This is a genomic window from Micromonospora sp. NPDC050417 (genome assembly GCF_044458865.1).
Lineage (GTDB): Bacteria > Actinomycetota > Actinomycetes > Mycobacteriales > Micromonosporaceae > Micromonospora_G.
The window spans coordinates 318,616-333,532 of sequence record NZ_JBITIH010000001.1 but is presented as its reverse complement, the minus strand read 5'-3'; the positions used below and the strand labels follow the sequence as shown (position 1 = coordinate 333,532).

16 protein-coding genes are annotated in these 14,917 nt (G+C 72.0%); 11 read left to right on the top strand and 5 right to left on the bottom strand.

The window, feature by feature from the left end; genetic code table 11:
• Nucleotides 1-37 precede the first annotated feature (37 nt).
• From hisD to hisF, 9 genes are all read left to right on the top strand, one after another.
• Nucleotides 38-1,363, top strand: a complete 1,326-nt coding sequence (gene hisD / locus ACIBF5_RS01375; protein ID WP_396806902.1) for a histidinol dehydrogenase — start codon at nt 38-40, stop codon at nt 1,361-1,363.
• A gap of 5 nt (nt 1,364-1,368) precedes the next feature.
• On the top strand, nt 1,369-2,451 hold the full coding sequence (locus ACIBF5_RS01370; RefSeq protein WP_396806900.1) for a histidinol-phosphate transaminase: 1,083 nt from the start codon (nt 1,369-1,371) through the stop codon (nt 2,449-2,451).
• Complete coding sequence (gene hisB / locus ACIBF5_RS01365; RefSeq protein WP_121155719.1) at nt 2,448-3,059, top strand: imidazoleglycerol-phosphate dehydratase HisB; 612 nt, start codon at nt 2,448-2,450, stop codon at nt 3,057-3,059. The genes ACIBF5_RS01370 and hisB overlap by 4 nt, the downstream gene beginning before the upstream one ends.
• Entirely contained in the window at nt 3,059-3,217 is a 159-nt protein-coding gene (locus ACIBF5_RS01360) for a hypothetical protein (protein ID WP_170208518.1), read from the top strand. The genes hisB and ACIBF5_RS01360 overlap by 1 nt, the downstream gene beginning before the upstream one ends.
• On the top strand, nt 3,217-3,837 hold the full coding sequence (hisH, locus tag ACIBF5_RS01355) for an imidazole glycerol phosphate synthase subunit HisH (RefSeq protein WP_396806897.1): 621 nt from the start codon (nt 3,217-3,219) through the stop codon (nt 3,835-3,837). The genes ACIBF5_RS01360 and hisH overlap by 1 nt, the downstream gene beginning before the upstream one ends.
• Before the next feature lie 40 nt (nt 3,838-3,877).
• Complete coding sequence (locus ACIBF5_RS01350) at nt 3,878-4,204, top strand: hypothetical protein (protein ID WP_396806895.1); 327 nt, start codon at nt 3,878-3,880, stop codon at nt 4,202-4,204.
• 93 nt (nt 4,205-4,297) lie between these two features.
• Nucleotides 4,298-5,026, top strand: a complete 729-nt coding sequence (priA, locus tag ACIBF5_RS01345) for a bifunctional 1-(5-phosphoribosyl)-5-((5-phosphoribosylamino)methylideneamino)imidazole-4-carboxamide isomerase/phosphoribosylanthranilate isomerase PriA (RefSeq protein WP_396806893.1) — start codon at nt 4,298-4,300, stop codon at nt 5,024-5,026.
• Between the two features lie 62 nt (nt 5,027-5,088).
• Nucleotides 5,089-5,514, top strand: a complete 426-nt coding sequence (locus ACIBF5_RS01340; RefSeq protein ID WP_396807351.1) for an organic hydroperoxide resistance protein — start codon at nt 5,089-5,091, stop codon at nt 5,512-5,514.
• A 112-nt stretch (nt 5,515-5,626) separates the two neighbouring features.
• Nucleotides 5,627-6,397 (top strand): imidazole glycerol phosphate synthase subunit HisF, encoded by a 771-nt coding sequence (gene hisF, locus ACIBF5_RS01335; protein ID WP_396806892.1) that lies wholly within the window; start codon nt 5,627-5,629, stop codon nt 6,395-6,397.
• Here hisF and ACIBF5_RS01330 read toward each other — a convergent pair.
• Both ACIBF5_RS01330 and ACIBF5_RS01325 read right to left on the bottom strand, forming a co-directional pair.
• Complete coding sequence (locus ACIBF5_RS01330) at nt 6,394-6,852, bottom strand: hypothetical protein (RefSeq protein WP_396806890.1); 459 nt, start codon at nt 6,850-6,852, stop codon at nt 6,394-6,396. The genes hisF and ACIBF5_RS01330 overlap by 4 nt on opposite strands.
• A gap of 103 nt (nt 6,853-6,955) precedes the next feature.
• Nucleotides 6,956-7,621, bottom strand: a complete 666-nt coding sequence (locus ACIBF5_RS01325) for a YitT family protein (protein WP_396806889.1) — start codon at nt 7,619-7,621, stop codon at nt 6,956-6,958.
• Nucleotides 7,622-7,681: 60 nt separating this feature from the next.
• Between ACIBF5_RS01325 and ACIBF5_RS01320 the strand changes: the two genes are divergently transcribed.
• Nucleotides 7,682-9,142, top strand: coding sequence for a PLP-dependent aminotransferase family protein (locus ACIBF5_RS01320; RefSeq protein ID WP_396806887.1), 1,461 nt, complete (start codon nt 7,682-7,684; stop codon nt 9,140-9,142).
• 170 nt (nt 9,143-9,312) lie between these two features.
• Here ACIBF5_RS01320 and ACIBF5_RS01315 read toward each other — a convergent pair whose 3' ends face one another.
• Complete coding sequence (locus tag ACIBF5_RS01315) at nt 9,313-11,139, bottom strand: AMP-dependent synthetase/ligase (protein ID WP_396806885.1); 1,827 nt, start codon at nt 11,137-11,139, stop codon at nt 9,313-9,315.
• A 249-nt stretch (nt 11,140-11,388) separates the two neighbouring features.
• On the opposite strand from ACIBF5_RS01315, the gene ACIBF5_RS01310 reads away from it, so the two are divergent.
• Nucleotides 11,389-12,618: a S8 family peptidase gene (locus tag ACIBF5_RS01310; RefSeq protein ID WP_396806883.1), complete on the top strand. Its 1,230-nt coding sequence runs from the start codon at nt 11,389-11,391 to the stop codon at nt 12,616-12,618.
• 141 nt (nt 12,619-12,759) lie between these two features.
• On the opposite strand, the gene ACIBF5_RS01305 is transcribed toward ACIBF5_RS01310, so the two are convergent.
• Entirely contained in the window at nt 12,760-13,713 is a 954-nt protein-coding gene (locus ACIBF5_RS01305) for a terpene synthase (RefSeq protein ID WP_396806881.1), read from the bottom strand.
• 403 nt (nt 13,714-14,116) lie between these two features.
• A complete protein-coding gene (locus ACIBF5_RS01300) occupies nt 14,117-14,746 on the bottom strand; it encodes a TIGR03085 family metal-binding protein (protein WP_396806880.1) in 630 nt (209 codons plus the stop codon).
• Nucleotides 14,747-14,917: the final 171 nt, after the last annotated feature.

Here is a 14,917-nt window from a genome sequence, read left to right as displayed (position 1 = left end):
TCGGCCCTCCCGATCCGCGCCGCCTAGACTCGGGGACGTGTTGAACCGGATCGACCTGCGCGGCAGCGCGCGTGACCCGCGGGGCCTGCTGCCCCGGGCCCAACTGGACGTCTCGGTCGCGGTGGAGCAGATCCGCCCGATCGTCGAGGCGGTGCGCGCGCATGGCTTCGGGGCCATCCGGGAGGCCACCCATCAATTCGACGGAGTGACCCTCGACCAGCTCCGGGTGCCGGCCGAGGCGATCGCCGCCGCCGAGCGGGCGCTCGACCCGGCGGTCCGGGCCGCCCTGAACGAGAGCATCGCCCGAGCCCGCCGGGTGCACGACGACCAGCGGCGTACGGAGACGGTGACCGAGGTGGTCCCCGGTGGCACCGTCACCGAGCGCTGGGTGCCGGTCGAGCGGGTCGGCCTCTACGTTCCCGGTGGCCTGGCCATGTACCCGTCGACCGTGGTGATGAACGTGGTGCCGGCGCAGGCGGCCGGAGTCCGGTCGCTGGTGATCGTGAGCCCGCCGCAGCAGGAGAACGGCGGCCTGCCCGACGACCGGGTGCTCGCCGCCTGTGCCCTGCTCGGCGTCGAGGAGGTGTACGCGGTCGGCGGCGCGCAGGCGGTGGCGATGCTCGCGTACGGCGCGACAACCGACGCCTCGGGACAGACCCGGTGCGCCCCGGTCGACATGATCACCGGTCCGGGGAACGTCTGGGTCACCGCCGCGAAGCGGCTGCTGCGCGGTGTGGTCGGCATCGACGCCGAGGCCGGACCGACCGAGATCGCCGTACTGGCCGACGAGACCGCCGACCCGGCGCACGTCGCGGCCGACCTGATCAGCCAGGCCGAGCACGACCCGCTCGCGGCGAGCGTGCTGGTCACCCCCTCACTGGAGTTGGCCGACGCGGTCGAGCGGGAGCTGACCCGTCAGGTCGCCTCGGCCAAGCACAGCCCGCGGATCACCGAGGCGCTCTCCGGTGCCCAGAGCGGGGTGGTGCTCGTCGACGACCTCGAAGCGGGGCTGCGGGTGGTCGACGCGTACGCGGCCGAGCACCTGGAGATCCAGACCCGGGACGCCCGGCAGTGGGCGCTGCGGGTACGCAACGCCGGGGCGATCTTCGTCGGTCCGTACGCGCCGGTGTCGCTCGGGGACTACTGCGCCGGTTCCAACCACGTGCTCCCCACCGGTGGCTGCGCCCGGCACTCCTCCGGACTGTCGGTGCAGTCGTTCCTACGCGGCATCCACATCGTCGAGTACGACGAGGCCGCCCTGCGGGACGTGGCCCGGCACGTGGTGACCCTGGCCGAGGTCGAGGACCTGCCCGCGCACGGGCAGGCGGTCGCGGCCCGGTTCCCCGACGAGCGGTACCGGTAACCGTCGTGACCTCCCTCGACGACCTGCCGCTCCGCCCCGAGCTGCGTGGGCGCTCGCCGTACGGGGCGCCGCAGATGGACGTACCGGTGCGGTTGAACACCAACGAGAACTCCTACCCGGTGCCGGAGACCGTGGTGGACGCGATCGGCAAGGCGCTGCACGCGGAACTCGCCGACCTGAACCGCTACCCGGACCGGGACGCGCTCGCGCTCCGCGCCGATCTGGCCGACTACCTCGGCCACGGTCTGCGCACGGCGAACCTCTGGGCGGCGAACGGGTCGAACGAGATCCAGCAGCAGCTCCTCCAGGCGTTCGGCGGACCGGGGCGGACCGCGTTGGGCTTCACCCCGGCGTACTCCATGCACCCGCTGCTGGCGCTCGGCACCGGCACCACCTGGGTCGACGGCCGCCGTGGCGCGGAGTTCGGCCTGACCGCCGCGGACGCGGTCGCCCAGGTCGAGGCGCACCGGCCGGACGTGGTGCTGCTCTGTTCGCCGAACAACCCGACCGGGACCGCGCTGGACCCGGCGGTGGTGACCGCGGTACTCGCCACCGCGCCCGGCGTGGTGGTGGTGGACGAGGCGTACGCCGAGTTCGCCCGCCCCGGCACACCGACCGCGTTGAGCCTGCTCCCCGGCCACCCCCGGCTGGTGGTGACCCGGACCATGAGCAAGGCGTTCGGTTTCGCCGGTGGCCGGCTCGGCTACCTCGCCGCCGATCCGGCGGTGGTGGACGCGGTGCAGTTGGTCCGGTTGCCGTACCACCTCTCCGCACTCACCCAGGCCGCCGCGCGGGCCGCGTTGGCGCACCGCGACGCCCTGCTCACCACGGTCGACGCGATCAAGGCGCAACGGGACCGGATCGTGACCGTGCTGCGGGAGCGGGGACTGCGGGTCGCCCAGAGCGACGCGAACTTCGTCCTGTTCGAGGTCGGCGGGGACCAGGGCGTGATCTGGCGGGCCCTGGTCGACCGGGGGGTGCTGGTCCGCGACGTCGGCCTGCCGGGCTGGCTGCGGGTGACCGCGGGCACCCCGGCCGAGACGGACGCCTTCCTGACCGAGTTGACGATCGTGCTGGAGTCACTGTGAGCAGAACCGCCCGGGTCGAGCGGACCACCAACGAGACCAAGGTCCTGGTCGAGATCGATCTCGACGGCACCGGTCAGGCCGAGATCAGCACCGGGGTCGGTTTCTACGACCACATGCTGCACCAGATCGCCCGGCACGGCGGGTTCGACCTGACCGTGCAGACCGTCGGCGACCTGGAGATCGACGCGCATCACACGGTGGAGGACACCGCGCTCGCGCTCGGTGCCGCGTTCGACCAGGCGCTCGGCGCCAAGGCCGGCATCCGGCGGTACGGCTCGGCGACCATCCCGATGGACGAGGTGCTGGTCCGGGCCGCGGTCGACCTCTCCGGCCGGCCGTACGTGGTGCACGACGAGCCGGCGCTGGCGCCGTACATCGGACCGGTCTACCCGACCAGCCTGACCCGGCACGTCTGGGAGTCGTTCGGCCAGTCGGCCCGGATGACGTTGCACGTCTCCGTTCTGCGGGCCGCCCGCGAGGGTGGCCACCCGGACGCGCACCACGTGGTGGAGGCGCAGTTCAAGGCGGTCTCCCGGGCGCTGCGCGAGGCGGTCACCGTGGAGGCGCGCAACGCCGGTGCGATACCCAGCACCAAGGGGGCGTTGTAGTGGCACCGGCGCTCTTCGTACTGGCCGGTGTGCTGGTCGGCGGGGCCTGGTCGCTGCACCGGCAGGGCGCCACGGTCGGCGTGGTCGTCTTCGTCGGGGTGCTCGCGCTGATGGCCACCGCCGGGGGCGTGCTCTGGCTGATGCCGGGCGACGCGTGATGCCCGGCGTGGTCGTGCTCGACTACGGGTCGGGCAACATCCGTTCCGCGCAACGCGCCCTGGCCCGGGTCGGCGCCGAGGTCACCGTGACCGACGACCTGGACGCGGCGCTCGCCGCCGACGGCCTGGTGGTGCCGGGAGTGGGCGCGTACGCGGCGTGCATGGCCGGGATCGAGGCGCTCGGCGCCGGCCCGGTCATCACCGAGCGAGTCACCGCCGGTCGTCCGGTGCTCGGCATCTGCGTCGGCATGCAGATCCTCTTCGAGTACGGGGAGGAGCACGGCGTGGTGACCAAGGGGCTGGGGCTGCTGCCCGGCGGCGTGACCCGGCTCGCCGCGCAGCGGGTGCCGCACATGGGCTGGAACACCGTCGAGCCGGCCACCAACTCGGTGCTCTTCGCCGGGCTGCCCGAGGGGAGCAGGTTCTACTTCGTGCACTCGTACGCCGCCGCCGACACGGTCGCGCTGGCCGGTGCGGGTGCCCGAGTGACCACCAGCAGGCACGGCAACCCGTTTGTCGCCGGGGTGGAGCGGGGTCCGCTCTCCGCCGCGCAGTTCCACCCGGAGAAGTCCGCCGACAGCGGGGCGACCCTGCTCCGCAACTGGCTGGGCACGCTGTGAGCGGGTCGTCCGGCCGGCTGACGGGTCGCGGGGTGGCCCGGTGAGCAAGGAGCGGGCACGGCTGCGCGCGGTGCGCCAGGCCGAGGCGGAACGGGAGAAGGCGGCGCGGGCCCGGCGGGTGGCTCGTCGACAGCGGCGCCGAGTACTGCTGCGCCGCCTCACGCCCCGGTTGCCGGACCGGCGTACCGGGCGGCTCTTCGCCCGGCGCAGCCGAGCCGAGCGGGCCGGCGTGGCGGTGCTCTCCATCGCGGCCCTCGGCGCCATCTGGTTCCTCGTCGACGACCTGGGGCTGCGCCTGGCGCTGATCGTGTTGTTGCTGCTCGTCCTACCGGCGGTCGTGGTGGTAGCGCTCGGACGCCGGATCTGACACGCGACCGTCCCGGGGCCGACACCAGCGCGGCTCCCCGCCCGATCCGGCCCGAACCGGGGGATCCGGCCCCGACCAGACAGGAGATCCACCTTGAGCCTCACCCTGCTTCCCGCCGTCGATGTCGCCGACGGCCAGGCGGTACGCCTGCTCCAGGGCGCCGCCGGCAGCGAGACGACCTACGGCGACCCGTTGGAGGCGGCGCTGGCGTGGCAGGCGGACGGGGCGACCTGGATCCACCTGGTCGACCTCGACGCGGCCTTCGGCCGGGGCTCCAACGCCCACCTGCTCGCCGACATGGTCCGCCGGCTGGACGTGCACGTCGAACTCTCCGGCGGCATCCGGGACGACGAGTCGTTGCGTGCCGCGCTCGGCACCGGTGCGGCCCGGGTCAACATCGGTACCGCCGCGCTGGAGGATCCGGTCTGGTGCGACCGGGTGCTGGGCGAGTACGGCGACCAGGTGGCGATCGGGTTGGACGTGCGCGGCCGTACCCTCTCGGCCCGGGGCTGGACCCGCGACGGCGGTGACCTGTTCGAGGTACTGGAGCGGCTGAACAAGGCGGGTGCCACCCGGTACGTGGTCACCGACATCACCAAGGACGGCACCATGCGCGGGCCGAACCTCGACCTGCTGCGTGAGGTCTGCGCCCGGACCGACGCGCCGGTGGTCGCCTCTGGTGGCGTCTCCCGCCTGGACGACCTGAGGGCGCTGGCCGCGTTGGAGCCGATCGGGGTGGAGGGTGTGATCGCCGGCAAGGCACTCTACTCGGGCGCTTTCACCGTCGCCGAGGCGCTCGCGGTGCTGGCCGGGCGCGACTGACCCGGCGGCACCCTGAACCAGATCACCCAACTGATCCACCAGCAGAAGGAGCAGTGATCGCCATGCAGGTGCTCTACACCGCCGAGGCCCAGTCCACCGGCGAGGGCCGGGGCGGCCGGGTGCGTACCAGCGACGGGACGCTTGAGATCGACCTCGCCGTGCCCAAGGAGATGGGTGGCGAGGGCGGCGGCAGCAACCCCGAGCAACTCTTCGCCGCCGGCTACGCGGCCTGCTTCCACTCCGCGGTCAAGCTGGTCGGGCGGCGCGTCAAGGCCGACGTCACCGGCTCCGCGGTCACCGCCGAGGTCGGCCTCGGCCGCAGCGACAGCGGCGGCTTCGGCCTCGCCGTCACGCTCGTCGTCGACCTGCCCGAGCTTGACCGCGCGGGCGCCGAACAACTGGTCGAGCAGGCCCACCAGGTCTGCCCCTACTCCAACGCCACCCGGGGCAACATCGAGGTCACGCTGCGCGTCGGGCAGACCAAGTAAGCCGTACGCGCCGTCGGCCCTGCTCGGCCTGCCGCGCGGGGAGCTGCTGATTCGGCTCTGACCAGCCGCCCGCCCCGGCCGACCGGCCAGGGCGGGCGGTTAAGCTCGGTCCATGACGGTGGCGGTACGGGTGATTCCCTGTCTGGACGTGGATGCCGGCCGGGTGGTCAAGGGGGTCAACTTCCTCGATCTGCGCGATGCGGGCGATCCGGTCGAGTTGGCCGCCGCGTACGACCGGGCCGGGGCGGACGAGCTGACCTTCCTCGATGTCACCGCCTCGGTCGACGACCGGGGCACCATGCTCGACGTGGTCCGTCGGACCGCCGAGTCGGTCTTCATCCCGCTCACCGTCGGCGGCGGCATCCGGCAGGTCGCCGACGTCGACACCCTGCTCCGCGCCGGCGCTGACAAGGTCGGGGTCAACACCGCCGCGATCGCCCGGCCAGAGCTGATCGCCGAGATCGCCGACCGTTTCGGCCGGCAGGTGCTGGTGCTCTCGCTGGACGTGCGCAGGGCCCCGGACGGCACCACCGCCAGCGGGTTCGAGGTGACCACCCACGGCGGGCGTCGGGGCACCGGTCTGGACGCGGTCGAATGGGCGCGGCGCGGCGCCGAACTCGGCGCCGGGGAGATCCTGCTCAACTCGATGGACGCCGACGGCACCAAGGCCGGCTTCGACCTGGCGCTGATCGAGGCGGTACGTCGGGTGGTGGAGGTGCCGGTGGTCGCCAGCGGCGGTGCCGGTGCCGTCGGCGACTTCCCACCTGCGGTCGCGGCGGGCGCCGACGCGGTGCTCGCGGCCAGCGTCTTCCACTTCGGCGAGCTGAGCATCGGTGAGGTCAAGGACGCCCTGCGGAAGGCCGGGCACCCGGTCCGGCGCTAGTGCGGTCCGCCCTCGGGGGAGCGCCGGGGCCTCGGCGCGCTGGTCCGGGCGGAGAATTCCTGCACCGCCGCCGCGTGTTCCTCCTCGTCCAGCGCCCAGTCGGCCGAGCCGGGGGCGGTTCGCCGGGTCAGCACCCCGTGCACCGTCTCGACCGTGGTCGCCAGACCGCCCCGTGGCCGGGTGCGCCAGAGCTGCTCACCGGCGGGCGTGACCCGGAACCAGCCGTCCGCCACATTGATCAGCCCGGCTCCGGCGAGCCGGCGTACGGCCGCCTCGACCTCGTGCCGGCCGGGGATGGCGTGGTTGAGGTGGTCCGCCGTGGAAAGCACGTCGGCCAGGCGTACGCCCTCCGGTCGCCGGGTGGTCGCCGACCGTCGGTGCCGTCCGGCACCTCCGGCGATCACGAGCGACACGAAGATCCAGGCGTCTGCCCAACGCCAACCCTCTTCCCCCATGGGGAAATGATGCCGTGTGATCGCCGTGGAGGGAACCATTGCCGCGACTGTGTTTCCCGCCTCACTGCCGCCCGCGACCCCAGTGCCGTGAAGTGAACATGGTCTATCCGATGCCGGTTCCGGCGGTGGCCGGTCGACCAGGTGCGGGACCGGTCGGCCCGGTCGGTGTGACCCGGAACATCGGAATGAACAGGTGGGCCAGTGGGCCGATGGCGAGCGCGTACGCGACCGTGCCGAAGCCGACCGTTCCGCCGAGCAGCAGTCCCACGATGAGAACGGTCAGCTCGATCACCGTACGGACCAGCCGGATGGAGCGGCCGGGGCGGCGGGCGACGTAGCCGGTCATCAGCCCGTCGCGGGGCCCGGGGCCGAGACGGGCGCCCAGGTAGAGACCGGTGGCCACGCCGTTGAGCAGGATGCCGGCGACCAGGAAACCGATCCGGGCGGCGAGTGCGGACGGGGTCGGCAGGAGCGCCTGGGCCCCGTCCACCACCAGCCCGATCACCACCACGTTGCTGACCGTGCCGATGCCGGGTCGTTGCCGCAGCGGAATCCAGAGCAGCAGCACCACGGCACCGACCAGGATGACCACGGTGCCGAAGGAGAGCCCGGTGCGTTCCGCCACCCCCTGGTGGAAGACATCCCACGGGTCGAGGCCGAGGGCTGACTCGATCATCAACGCCATGCTGAAGCCGTAGAGCACCAGGCCGACGTTGAGCTGGACCAGGCGGCGCGTCAGCCGGTCGCGAAGGTTGCCAATCTCGGTCACGGATGCCACTCTAAGTACCAATTCTGGAGCCAGAAGAGAGCCAATCGGGGGTAGGTGGCCATGACGGTGCTGGTACGTGGCACACAATTGGCTCGACTGCTCGGCCAGTGGCACGCGCTGCCGGGCCGTCGGCGCAACCCGGACTACCTCGCCCTCGCCAGCTCCGTACGCGGCCTGCTCGCCGACGGTCGGCTGGCGCTCGGCGTACGACTGCCGGCCGAACGGGAACTGGCCGAGGCGCTGCGGGTCAGCCGTACCACGGTCACCGCTGCGTACCGGGAACTGCGCGAAAGCGGCCACCTGAACAGCCGGCGCGGTGCCGGTAGCTGGACCATGCTCCCCGGTGGACACCGGGTGGCCAGCTCCGGTCTCTGGACCCCCCAGGACGACCTGGACATGATCGACCTGGGCTGTGCCGCGCTCTCCGCGCCACCGCAACTGGTCCCCGCCGCCCGCGCCGCCGCCGAGGACCTGCCCCGCTACCTCGGCGGGGCCGGCTACCACCCCACCGGCATCGTCGAACTGCGCGAGGCGGTGGCCCGCAGCTACACCGAGCGCGGGCTACCGACCAGCGCCGAGCAGATCATGGTGACCAGCGGTACGCAGCACGCACTCGACCTCGTACTGCGGCTCGCCCTGCCGACCGGCGGGAGCGTACTGGTCGAGTCACCGACGTACCCGAACGCGCTGGCCGCCCTCGCCGCCCGGCGGGCCCGCATCGCCACCCACGGCCTGGCCCCGGGTGGCTCCGGCTGGGACGCCGAACTGCTGCTCAGCGCGGTGCGTCAGAGTCGGCCACGACTGGCCTACCTGATTCCGGAGTTCCAGAACCCGACCGGGCACCTGATGTCCGCCGAGCTGCGCGAACGGGTGGTCGCGGCGGCCCACGCCGGCGGCACCGACCTGGTCGTCGACGAGTCCTTTGTCGACCTTCCCCTGGACGGCACACCGGTACCGCCGCCCACCGCCGTCTTCGACCGGCACTCGCGGGTGATCTCCATCGGCGGAATGAGCAAGCCGTACTGGGGTGGGCTGCGGATCGGCTGGGTGCGCGCGTCCGCACCCCAGGTGCAGCGGCTCGCCGCCGCCCGGGTCGGCGTCGACATGGCCAGCCCGGTGCTGGACCAACTGGTCGCCGTACGGCTGCTCGCGGAGGCGGAGACGATCGTCGCCGCCCGGCGTACCCAGTTGACCGTCCAGCGCGACGCCCTGGTCGCCGCGGTACGCGCCTCGCTGCCGGACTGGCAGGTCGTGGTGCCCAGCGGCGGCGTCACCCTCTGGGCCGAACTGGACGGGCCGGTCTCCAGCGCCCTGTCCCGGGCGGCGGAGGAGGTCGGGGTACGGCTGGCACCCGGCCCCCGGTTCGGACTGGACGGCACCCTGGAGCGGTTCCTCCGACTGCCGTTCACCCTGCCCGCCGCCGAACTCGTCGAGGCGGTGCACCGCATCGCCACGGTCCGCTACGACCTCGACCGCGCGCCCACCCATCCACACCGGCGCCAACCCGCCGTCATCGCGTAAGGAAGGGCCCCCTGTTATCGCATTCGGTAGAGGAAGGGGCCCCTCCTAACCCTGCGGTGCGGTGCGGGGTGGGGTGGGGCCGAGTCAGGGGCTGCTCGCCAGGCGGGGTGTGCCACCGTGCCAGGCAGCCCCTGATCGGCCTCGACCGGGGGAGCGGCCGAGTGCGGAGATCAGATCTCGGCGAGGGTGCCCTCGTACATCTTGTCGATCTCGCTGGCGAAGTTCGCCTCCACGTCGCGACGCTTGACCTTCAGTGACGGGGTCAGTTCGCCGTCCTCGATCGTCAGGTCGCGGGGGAGGATCGTGACCTTCTTGATGGTTTCCCAGCGGTTCAGCTTGCCGTTCAACTCGGCCACGTAACCGTCGACCATCGCCCGCGCCTCGGGTGAGGCGACGATCTCGGCGTACGGCTTGCCCTCCAGCGGGCCGCCGACCGACCACGCGGCCACCGCGTCCGGGTCCAGGGTGACCAGCATGACGCAGTAGTTGCGGGCCTGCCCGATCACCACGGTCTGTGAGGTGTACGGGCAGAGCGCCTTGAACAGCCCCTCGATGTGCGTCGGCGCGATGTACTTGCCGCCGGAGGTCTTCACCAGGTCTTTCTTCCGGTCCGTGATCTTCAGGTAGCCCTCATCGTCGAGGCTCCCGATGTCACCGGTGCGGAAGAAGCCGTCCTCGGTGAAGGCGGCGGCGGTCTCCTCCGGCAGGTTGTGGTAGCCGCGCATCACCGGCGCGCCACGCAGCAGCACCTCACCATCGGTGTCGATCTTGCATTCGAGGTCACCGAGACGCTGCCCGACCGTACCGATCCTCAGGTGGCCGGGGCGGTTGACGAAGTTGCCCGCGCTGGTCTCGGTCAGGCCGTACCCCTCGGAGACCGGGAGGTTCGCGGCGGCGAAGAACGCGCCGATCTCCGGGCTCAGTGGGGCGGCGCCGGAGACCATCACCCGCATCCGGCCGCCGAGGCGTGCCTGGAGCTTGCTGAAGACCAGCTTCTCGGCGATCCGGTAACGGAACGCGAGGCCGCCCGGCACCGGCGCGCCGGCCTGCTCCAGCGCCACCTTCTCCTTGCCGGTCCGGACCGCCCAGGCGAAGATCTTAGCCTTGGCGCCGCCCGCGGACTGGGCCGTGGTGACCGTCCGGTTGTAGACCTTCTCGAAGACCCGGGGTGCCCCGCACATCAGCGTCGGCCGGACCACCCCGAGCAGGTCGACCAGCTTGTCCACCCGACCGTCGACATAGGTCGGCAGCCCGACGTGGATCACCCCGCAGATCAGCGTCTTGCCGAACGAGTGCGACAGGGGCAGCCAGAGGTACTGCAGGTCGTCCGGCCTGAGTAGCTCGAACTCGGCCTGCCGCACCCCTTCCCAGACCCAGCCGGCGTGCAGCAGCTCGACCCCCTTCGGGCGGCCGGTGGTGCCCGAGGTGTAGATCAGGGTCGCCAGGTCGTCCCCGTCGATCCCGGCGACGATCCGTTCGATCAGGTCGGGCTCCTCCTCGATTAGCTGCGTACCCCGGATCTCCAGGTCGTCGAAGGTGAGCTGGGGTACGGCCGCGGCCGGGTCGGCGGTGCCGTCCATGAGGACCACGTGGGTCAGTGCGGGCAGGTCCGCTCCGGCGATCTTCTTCGCCTGGGTGGCGTTCTCGGCGATCAGCACCCGGGAACCTGAGTCGGCCACGATGAAACTCGCGTCCTCCGGTTCGGTCGTCGGGTAGACGGTGGTGGTCGCACCGCCGGCGCACATCACGCCGAGGTCGGCGACGACCCAGTCGAGACGGGTGCTGGCCAGGATCGCCACCCGATCCTCGCGGCCGACGCCGAGCGCGTGCAGGCCGGCGGCGATCGCCTTGGCCCGCTGGCCGACCTGGGCCCAGGTCAGCCAGACCGGCCCGGAGTCGTCCGGTGCGGGGGAACCGAACGCTCTCAGGTCCGGTGTGGCCGCGATGCGTTGCAGGAGCATGTCCGGGACGGACCGGTACGGGAGGTCGAAAGCCATGAGGGGTCAGCCTTCCGAATATGGGTGCGTGACGGGCATCACGTTAAATGTTGGTTACTAGACAGTATTCGTTCGGGTCGGACCTCGGCTACCCCCGGAGTGACCGGTTGCGTCGATGGCCGAACGTCGGGGTCGGGGATGGTCCGGACGGTTCGTGATATGAGGATTTCGATATAGAGGAACGCTGATGTTTTTCCCTAGGCTGACCTCGATCGGACCAATGCGGGACGGTCAGGGAGGAGTCGGAAGATGATACGTGCGGACTTACGCCACGCGCGCCGGCTGGCGCTAGGAATCCTCGTCGCCGCGGCCACCGGCGTCGTGGCCACCAGCAGCCCGGCGATGGCCGCACCGGCGACCGGTGAGGTCCGGCTCGCCGGCAGCGCCACCGCGGTCGCGGGAAGCTACATCGTCGTACTCAACGACGGCGCGGTCGGCGCGGCGGCCGGCACGGCCCGAGCCACGGCCGCGGTGCCGGCCAAGGCCGGCGAGCTGACCAGCCGGTACGGGGGGAGCGTGGCCCGCGTCTTCGGTGCCGCCCTCAACGGCTTCGAGGCGAGGATGAGCGCCAAGGCGGCCGAGCGGCTCGCCGCCCACCCGGACGTCGCCTACGTCGAGCAGGACCAGGTGGTTTCCCTCAACGCCACCCAGACCAATCCACCGTCCTGGGGCCTCGACCGGATCGACCAGCGCAATCTTCCGCTGAGTCGGTCGTACACCTATCCGAACACCGCCAGCAACGTGCGCGCGTACATCATCGACACCGGCATCCGCTTCTCGCACAACGACTTCGGCGGCCGGGCGACCAGCGGCTACGACGCGGTCGACGGCGGCTCGGCCGACGACTGCAACGGGCACGGTACGCACGTCGCCGGCACCGTCGGCGGGGCCGCGTACGGTGTGGCGAAGGCGGTCCGGCTGATCGGCGTACGGGTGCTCAACTGCTCCGGCAGCGGCACCAACGCGGGCGTCATCGCCGGCGTCAACTGGGTGACCTCGAACGCGGTCAAGCCGGCGGTGGCGAACATGAGCCTCGGCGGCGGCGCGAGCACCGCGCTCGACAACGCGGTGGCGAACTCGATCACCTCCGGCGTGACGTACGCCCTCGCCGCCGGCAACTCCAGCGCGAACGCCTGCAACTCGTCCCCGGCCCGTACCCCCTCGGCCATCACCGTCGGCGCCACCACCAACACCGACGCCCGCGCCTCGTACTCGAACTACGGCACCTGCCTGGACCTCTTCGCGCCGGGCTCGGCGATCACCTCGGCCTGGTACACCAGCAACACCGCCTCGAACAGCATCAGCGGTACGTCGATGGCGTCGCCGCACGTGGCCGGCGCGGCGGCCCTGGTGCTCTCGACCAACCCGTCCTACACCCCGACCCAGGTGCGCAACTACCTCTACAACAACGCGACCCCCAACGTGGTGGGCAGCCCGGGCAGCGGCTCGCCGAACCGGCTCCTCTTCGTCGTGAACTGACCTGTACGCGTCGCTGCCCGGCCCGGCACCCCCACGGGGAGCCGAGCCGGGCACCGGCCTGTTCCGGGACGCCGGACGTCGGCCGCTCCCGTCAGGCCGGTGGGAGCGGCCGACGTCCGGTACGCCTGACCGTGGCGCCGGTCAGGCGTACCGGCTGGCGTTCATGGACCAGTCGTAGGTGGCCCGGATCCAGGCCCGGCGACCCTCCACGGTCCGGGTGACCGCCGGGTCGGCGCCGTCGAGCACGGTCCGCTCCAACGCCAGGTACGCGTCGAGTGCGGCGTTGAACCGGTCGGCGGCCTCGGCGAGCGCGGTCTGCTCGTCCTGCCCGGTCTCCCGGGCGATCACCAGGGTCAGGTTGTGTCCGTCCTGTTCCAGGCGGCGCTCCTTGCCGTACGAGAAGACGTCGTTGCACCAGCAGACCAGGTCGGCGGCGAGACGGTCCAGTGCGGACAGACGCGGATCGGCGAGCGCGGACCAGCTCGGCCGGGCGTCCCGGGCGTGGTCGGTCAGCGTGAAGCTGGGATGGACGGCGCCGGTGTGCCGGCGCATCTGGATGTACTCGTCGACCGCCGGAACCCGGTGGTGTTCCCGGTTCGCGGCCTCCCAGAGCAGGGAGAGCAGATAGTCGCGGACCTGTGCGGCGAAACGTACGAGCAGGTCGGGGTGGTCGCCGCCGCGTAACCGGCGGCACAGGTCGTGCAGTGCGACACCGGTCGGCCCGGCGGCGGCGAGCAACGTCGGTGGTGCGTCGTCGCCGAGCAGGTCGAGTACGTCGAGCAGTCGGCTCACCACCGGGGAGAGCCGACGTGGGTCGGCGCCGAGCCCGTCGTCGTCGCAGGCGTCGTCGAAGGCGAAGAGCCAGGTCACCAGGTCGGTGAGCAGGTCGAGCCGGTCCGGTTGGGCGTCCGGGCAGGCCCGGCCGGCGAGGTCGCCGGCGTTCGCCCGGTCGAGCCGGCGAGCGGCGTCGGCGGTGACGATCAGGCCGAGTTCGGTGGCCCACCGGGCCGACCGTTGGGCCGCTTGCGCGGCGTGCGGGTGGACTCGCGCCGGAAACGGTGGCGCGATGAGTGCCACCACGGCGAAGGACCGCATGTTGCCCCCTGTCGCGCGATGCTCGTCGCGGCGGCGGCGATCGGGCATCGAGACGCGCACGGCACGCTGGCGTCCGTAACGGACGGACCAACCGCGTCACCACGGCAGTCGGGCACCAGGGGGTGTGCCGGTGTGCGCCTCTCGTCTCCCAACCGGCCGTGACCCGCCGCATCAGGTCCGCGCCGTTGATGTTGACCGAGAGGTGGACCGGACCCCGAGGGCCGTCGGCCGTACGGTGTCCGGGAGAGGTGCGGGTGAAGCCTACGGCCACGGAGCGACACGCGGTTACAGTGCCGGGCACAAGATTCGTCAGGCTCGGCGGAGTGTCGGTCCGCCGCGTTGGGCGGTGCCTGTCCGGCGGTGACCGGTCCACCCGGTGGGTCCGGCGGAACGGCGGTTCCCGTCAGGCGCCCAGCCGGGTCGTACGCAGCCGTTCGGTCATCGTGTTTGGCCCGGTCAGCTGGGTTCGGGCGACACGTTGGCGCCCCATCAGGAAGAGCACCAGCTCACCCGGGGAGCCGACCAGGCGTACGGGTTCGCCGCCGGCGCCGGTCGACGTCTCGCCGTACCCGGGTGCCTGGACGAGCAGCGCGGCCGGAAAGCGGCGCAGCGCCATCCGCGCCAGCAGCGGCAGTTTTTTCCAGAGGAACGCCTGGTGCCCGGGGGAGAGGTCGCGGGGAGCCCAGTCCGGCTGGGCGCGACGCACGTCCTCGTGGTGGACGAAGAACTCCATGCCGTTGGCCGCCTCGTCGAGCCACACGCTGCTCAGCGGACTCCAACGGGGTGGATGGCGCACCTGGTCGACCAGCTCGGGGTACGGGCGCCGCGCCGCCCGCCGCAGCATCCGTTCGGTGTACCCGGCCAGCGGGCGGACCACCAGCCCGACCGCGGCGTCCGGCCGCCGTTCGCGTATCACGAGGTGGGCGGCGAGTTCACGGGTGCCCCATCCCTCGTTGATGGTCGGCGCCTCCGGACCGAGCGTGACAAGAAGGTCGGCGAGGGACTGACGTTCCGATTCGGCGTACCGAGGCATGGTTCCGATCGTAGGCGCGATCACACCCGCCAGGTCGGCCCGGACCGCCCGCCGGGTGAGGATGGGGGTGACCGCTGCCACATTCAGCCCCAGATCGTCCCCGATCAGCCAGATCGGTAAGGATGTGATGGACGCCGGGCGGTAAGGATGAGGTAGGCACCGGTGGCTTAC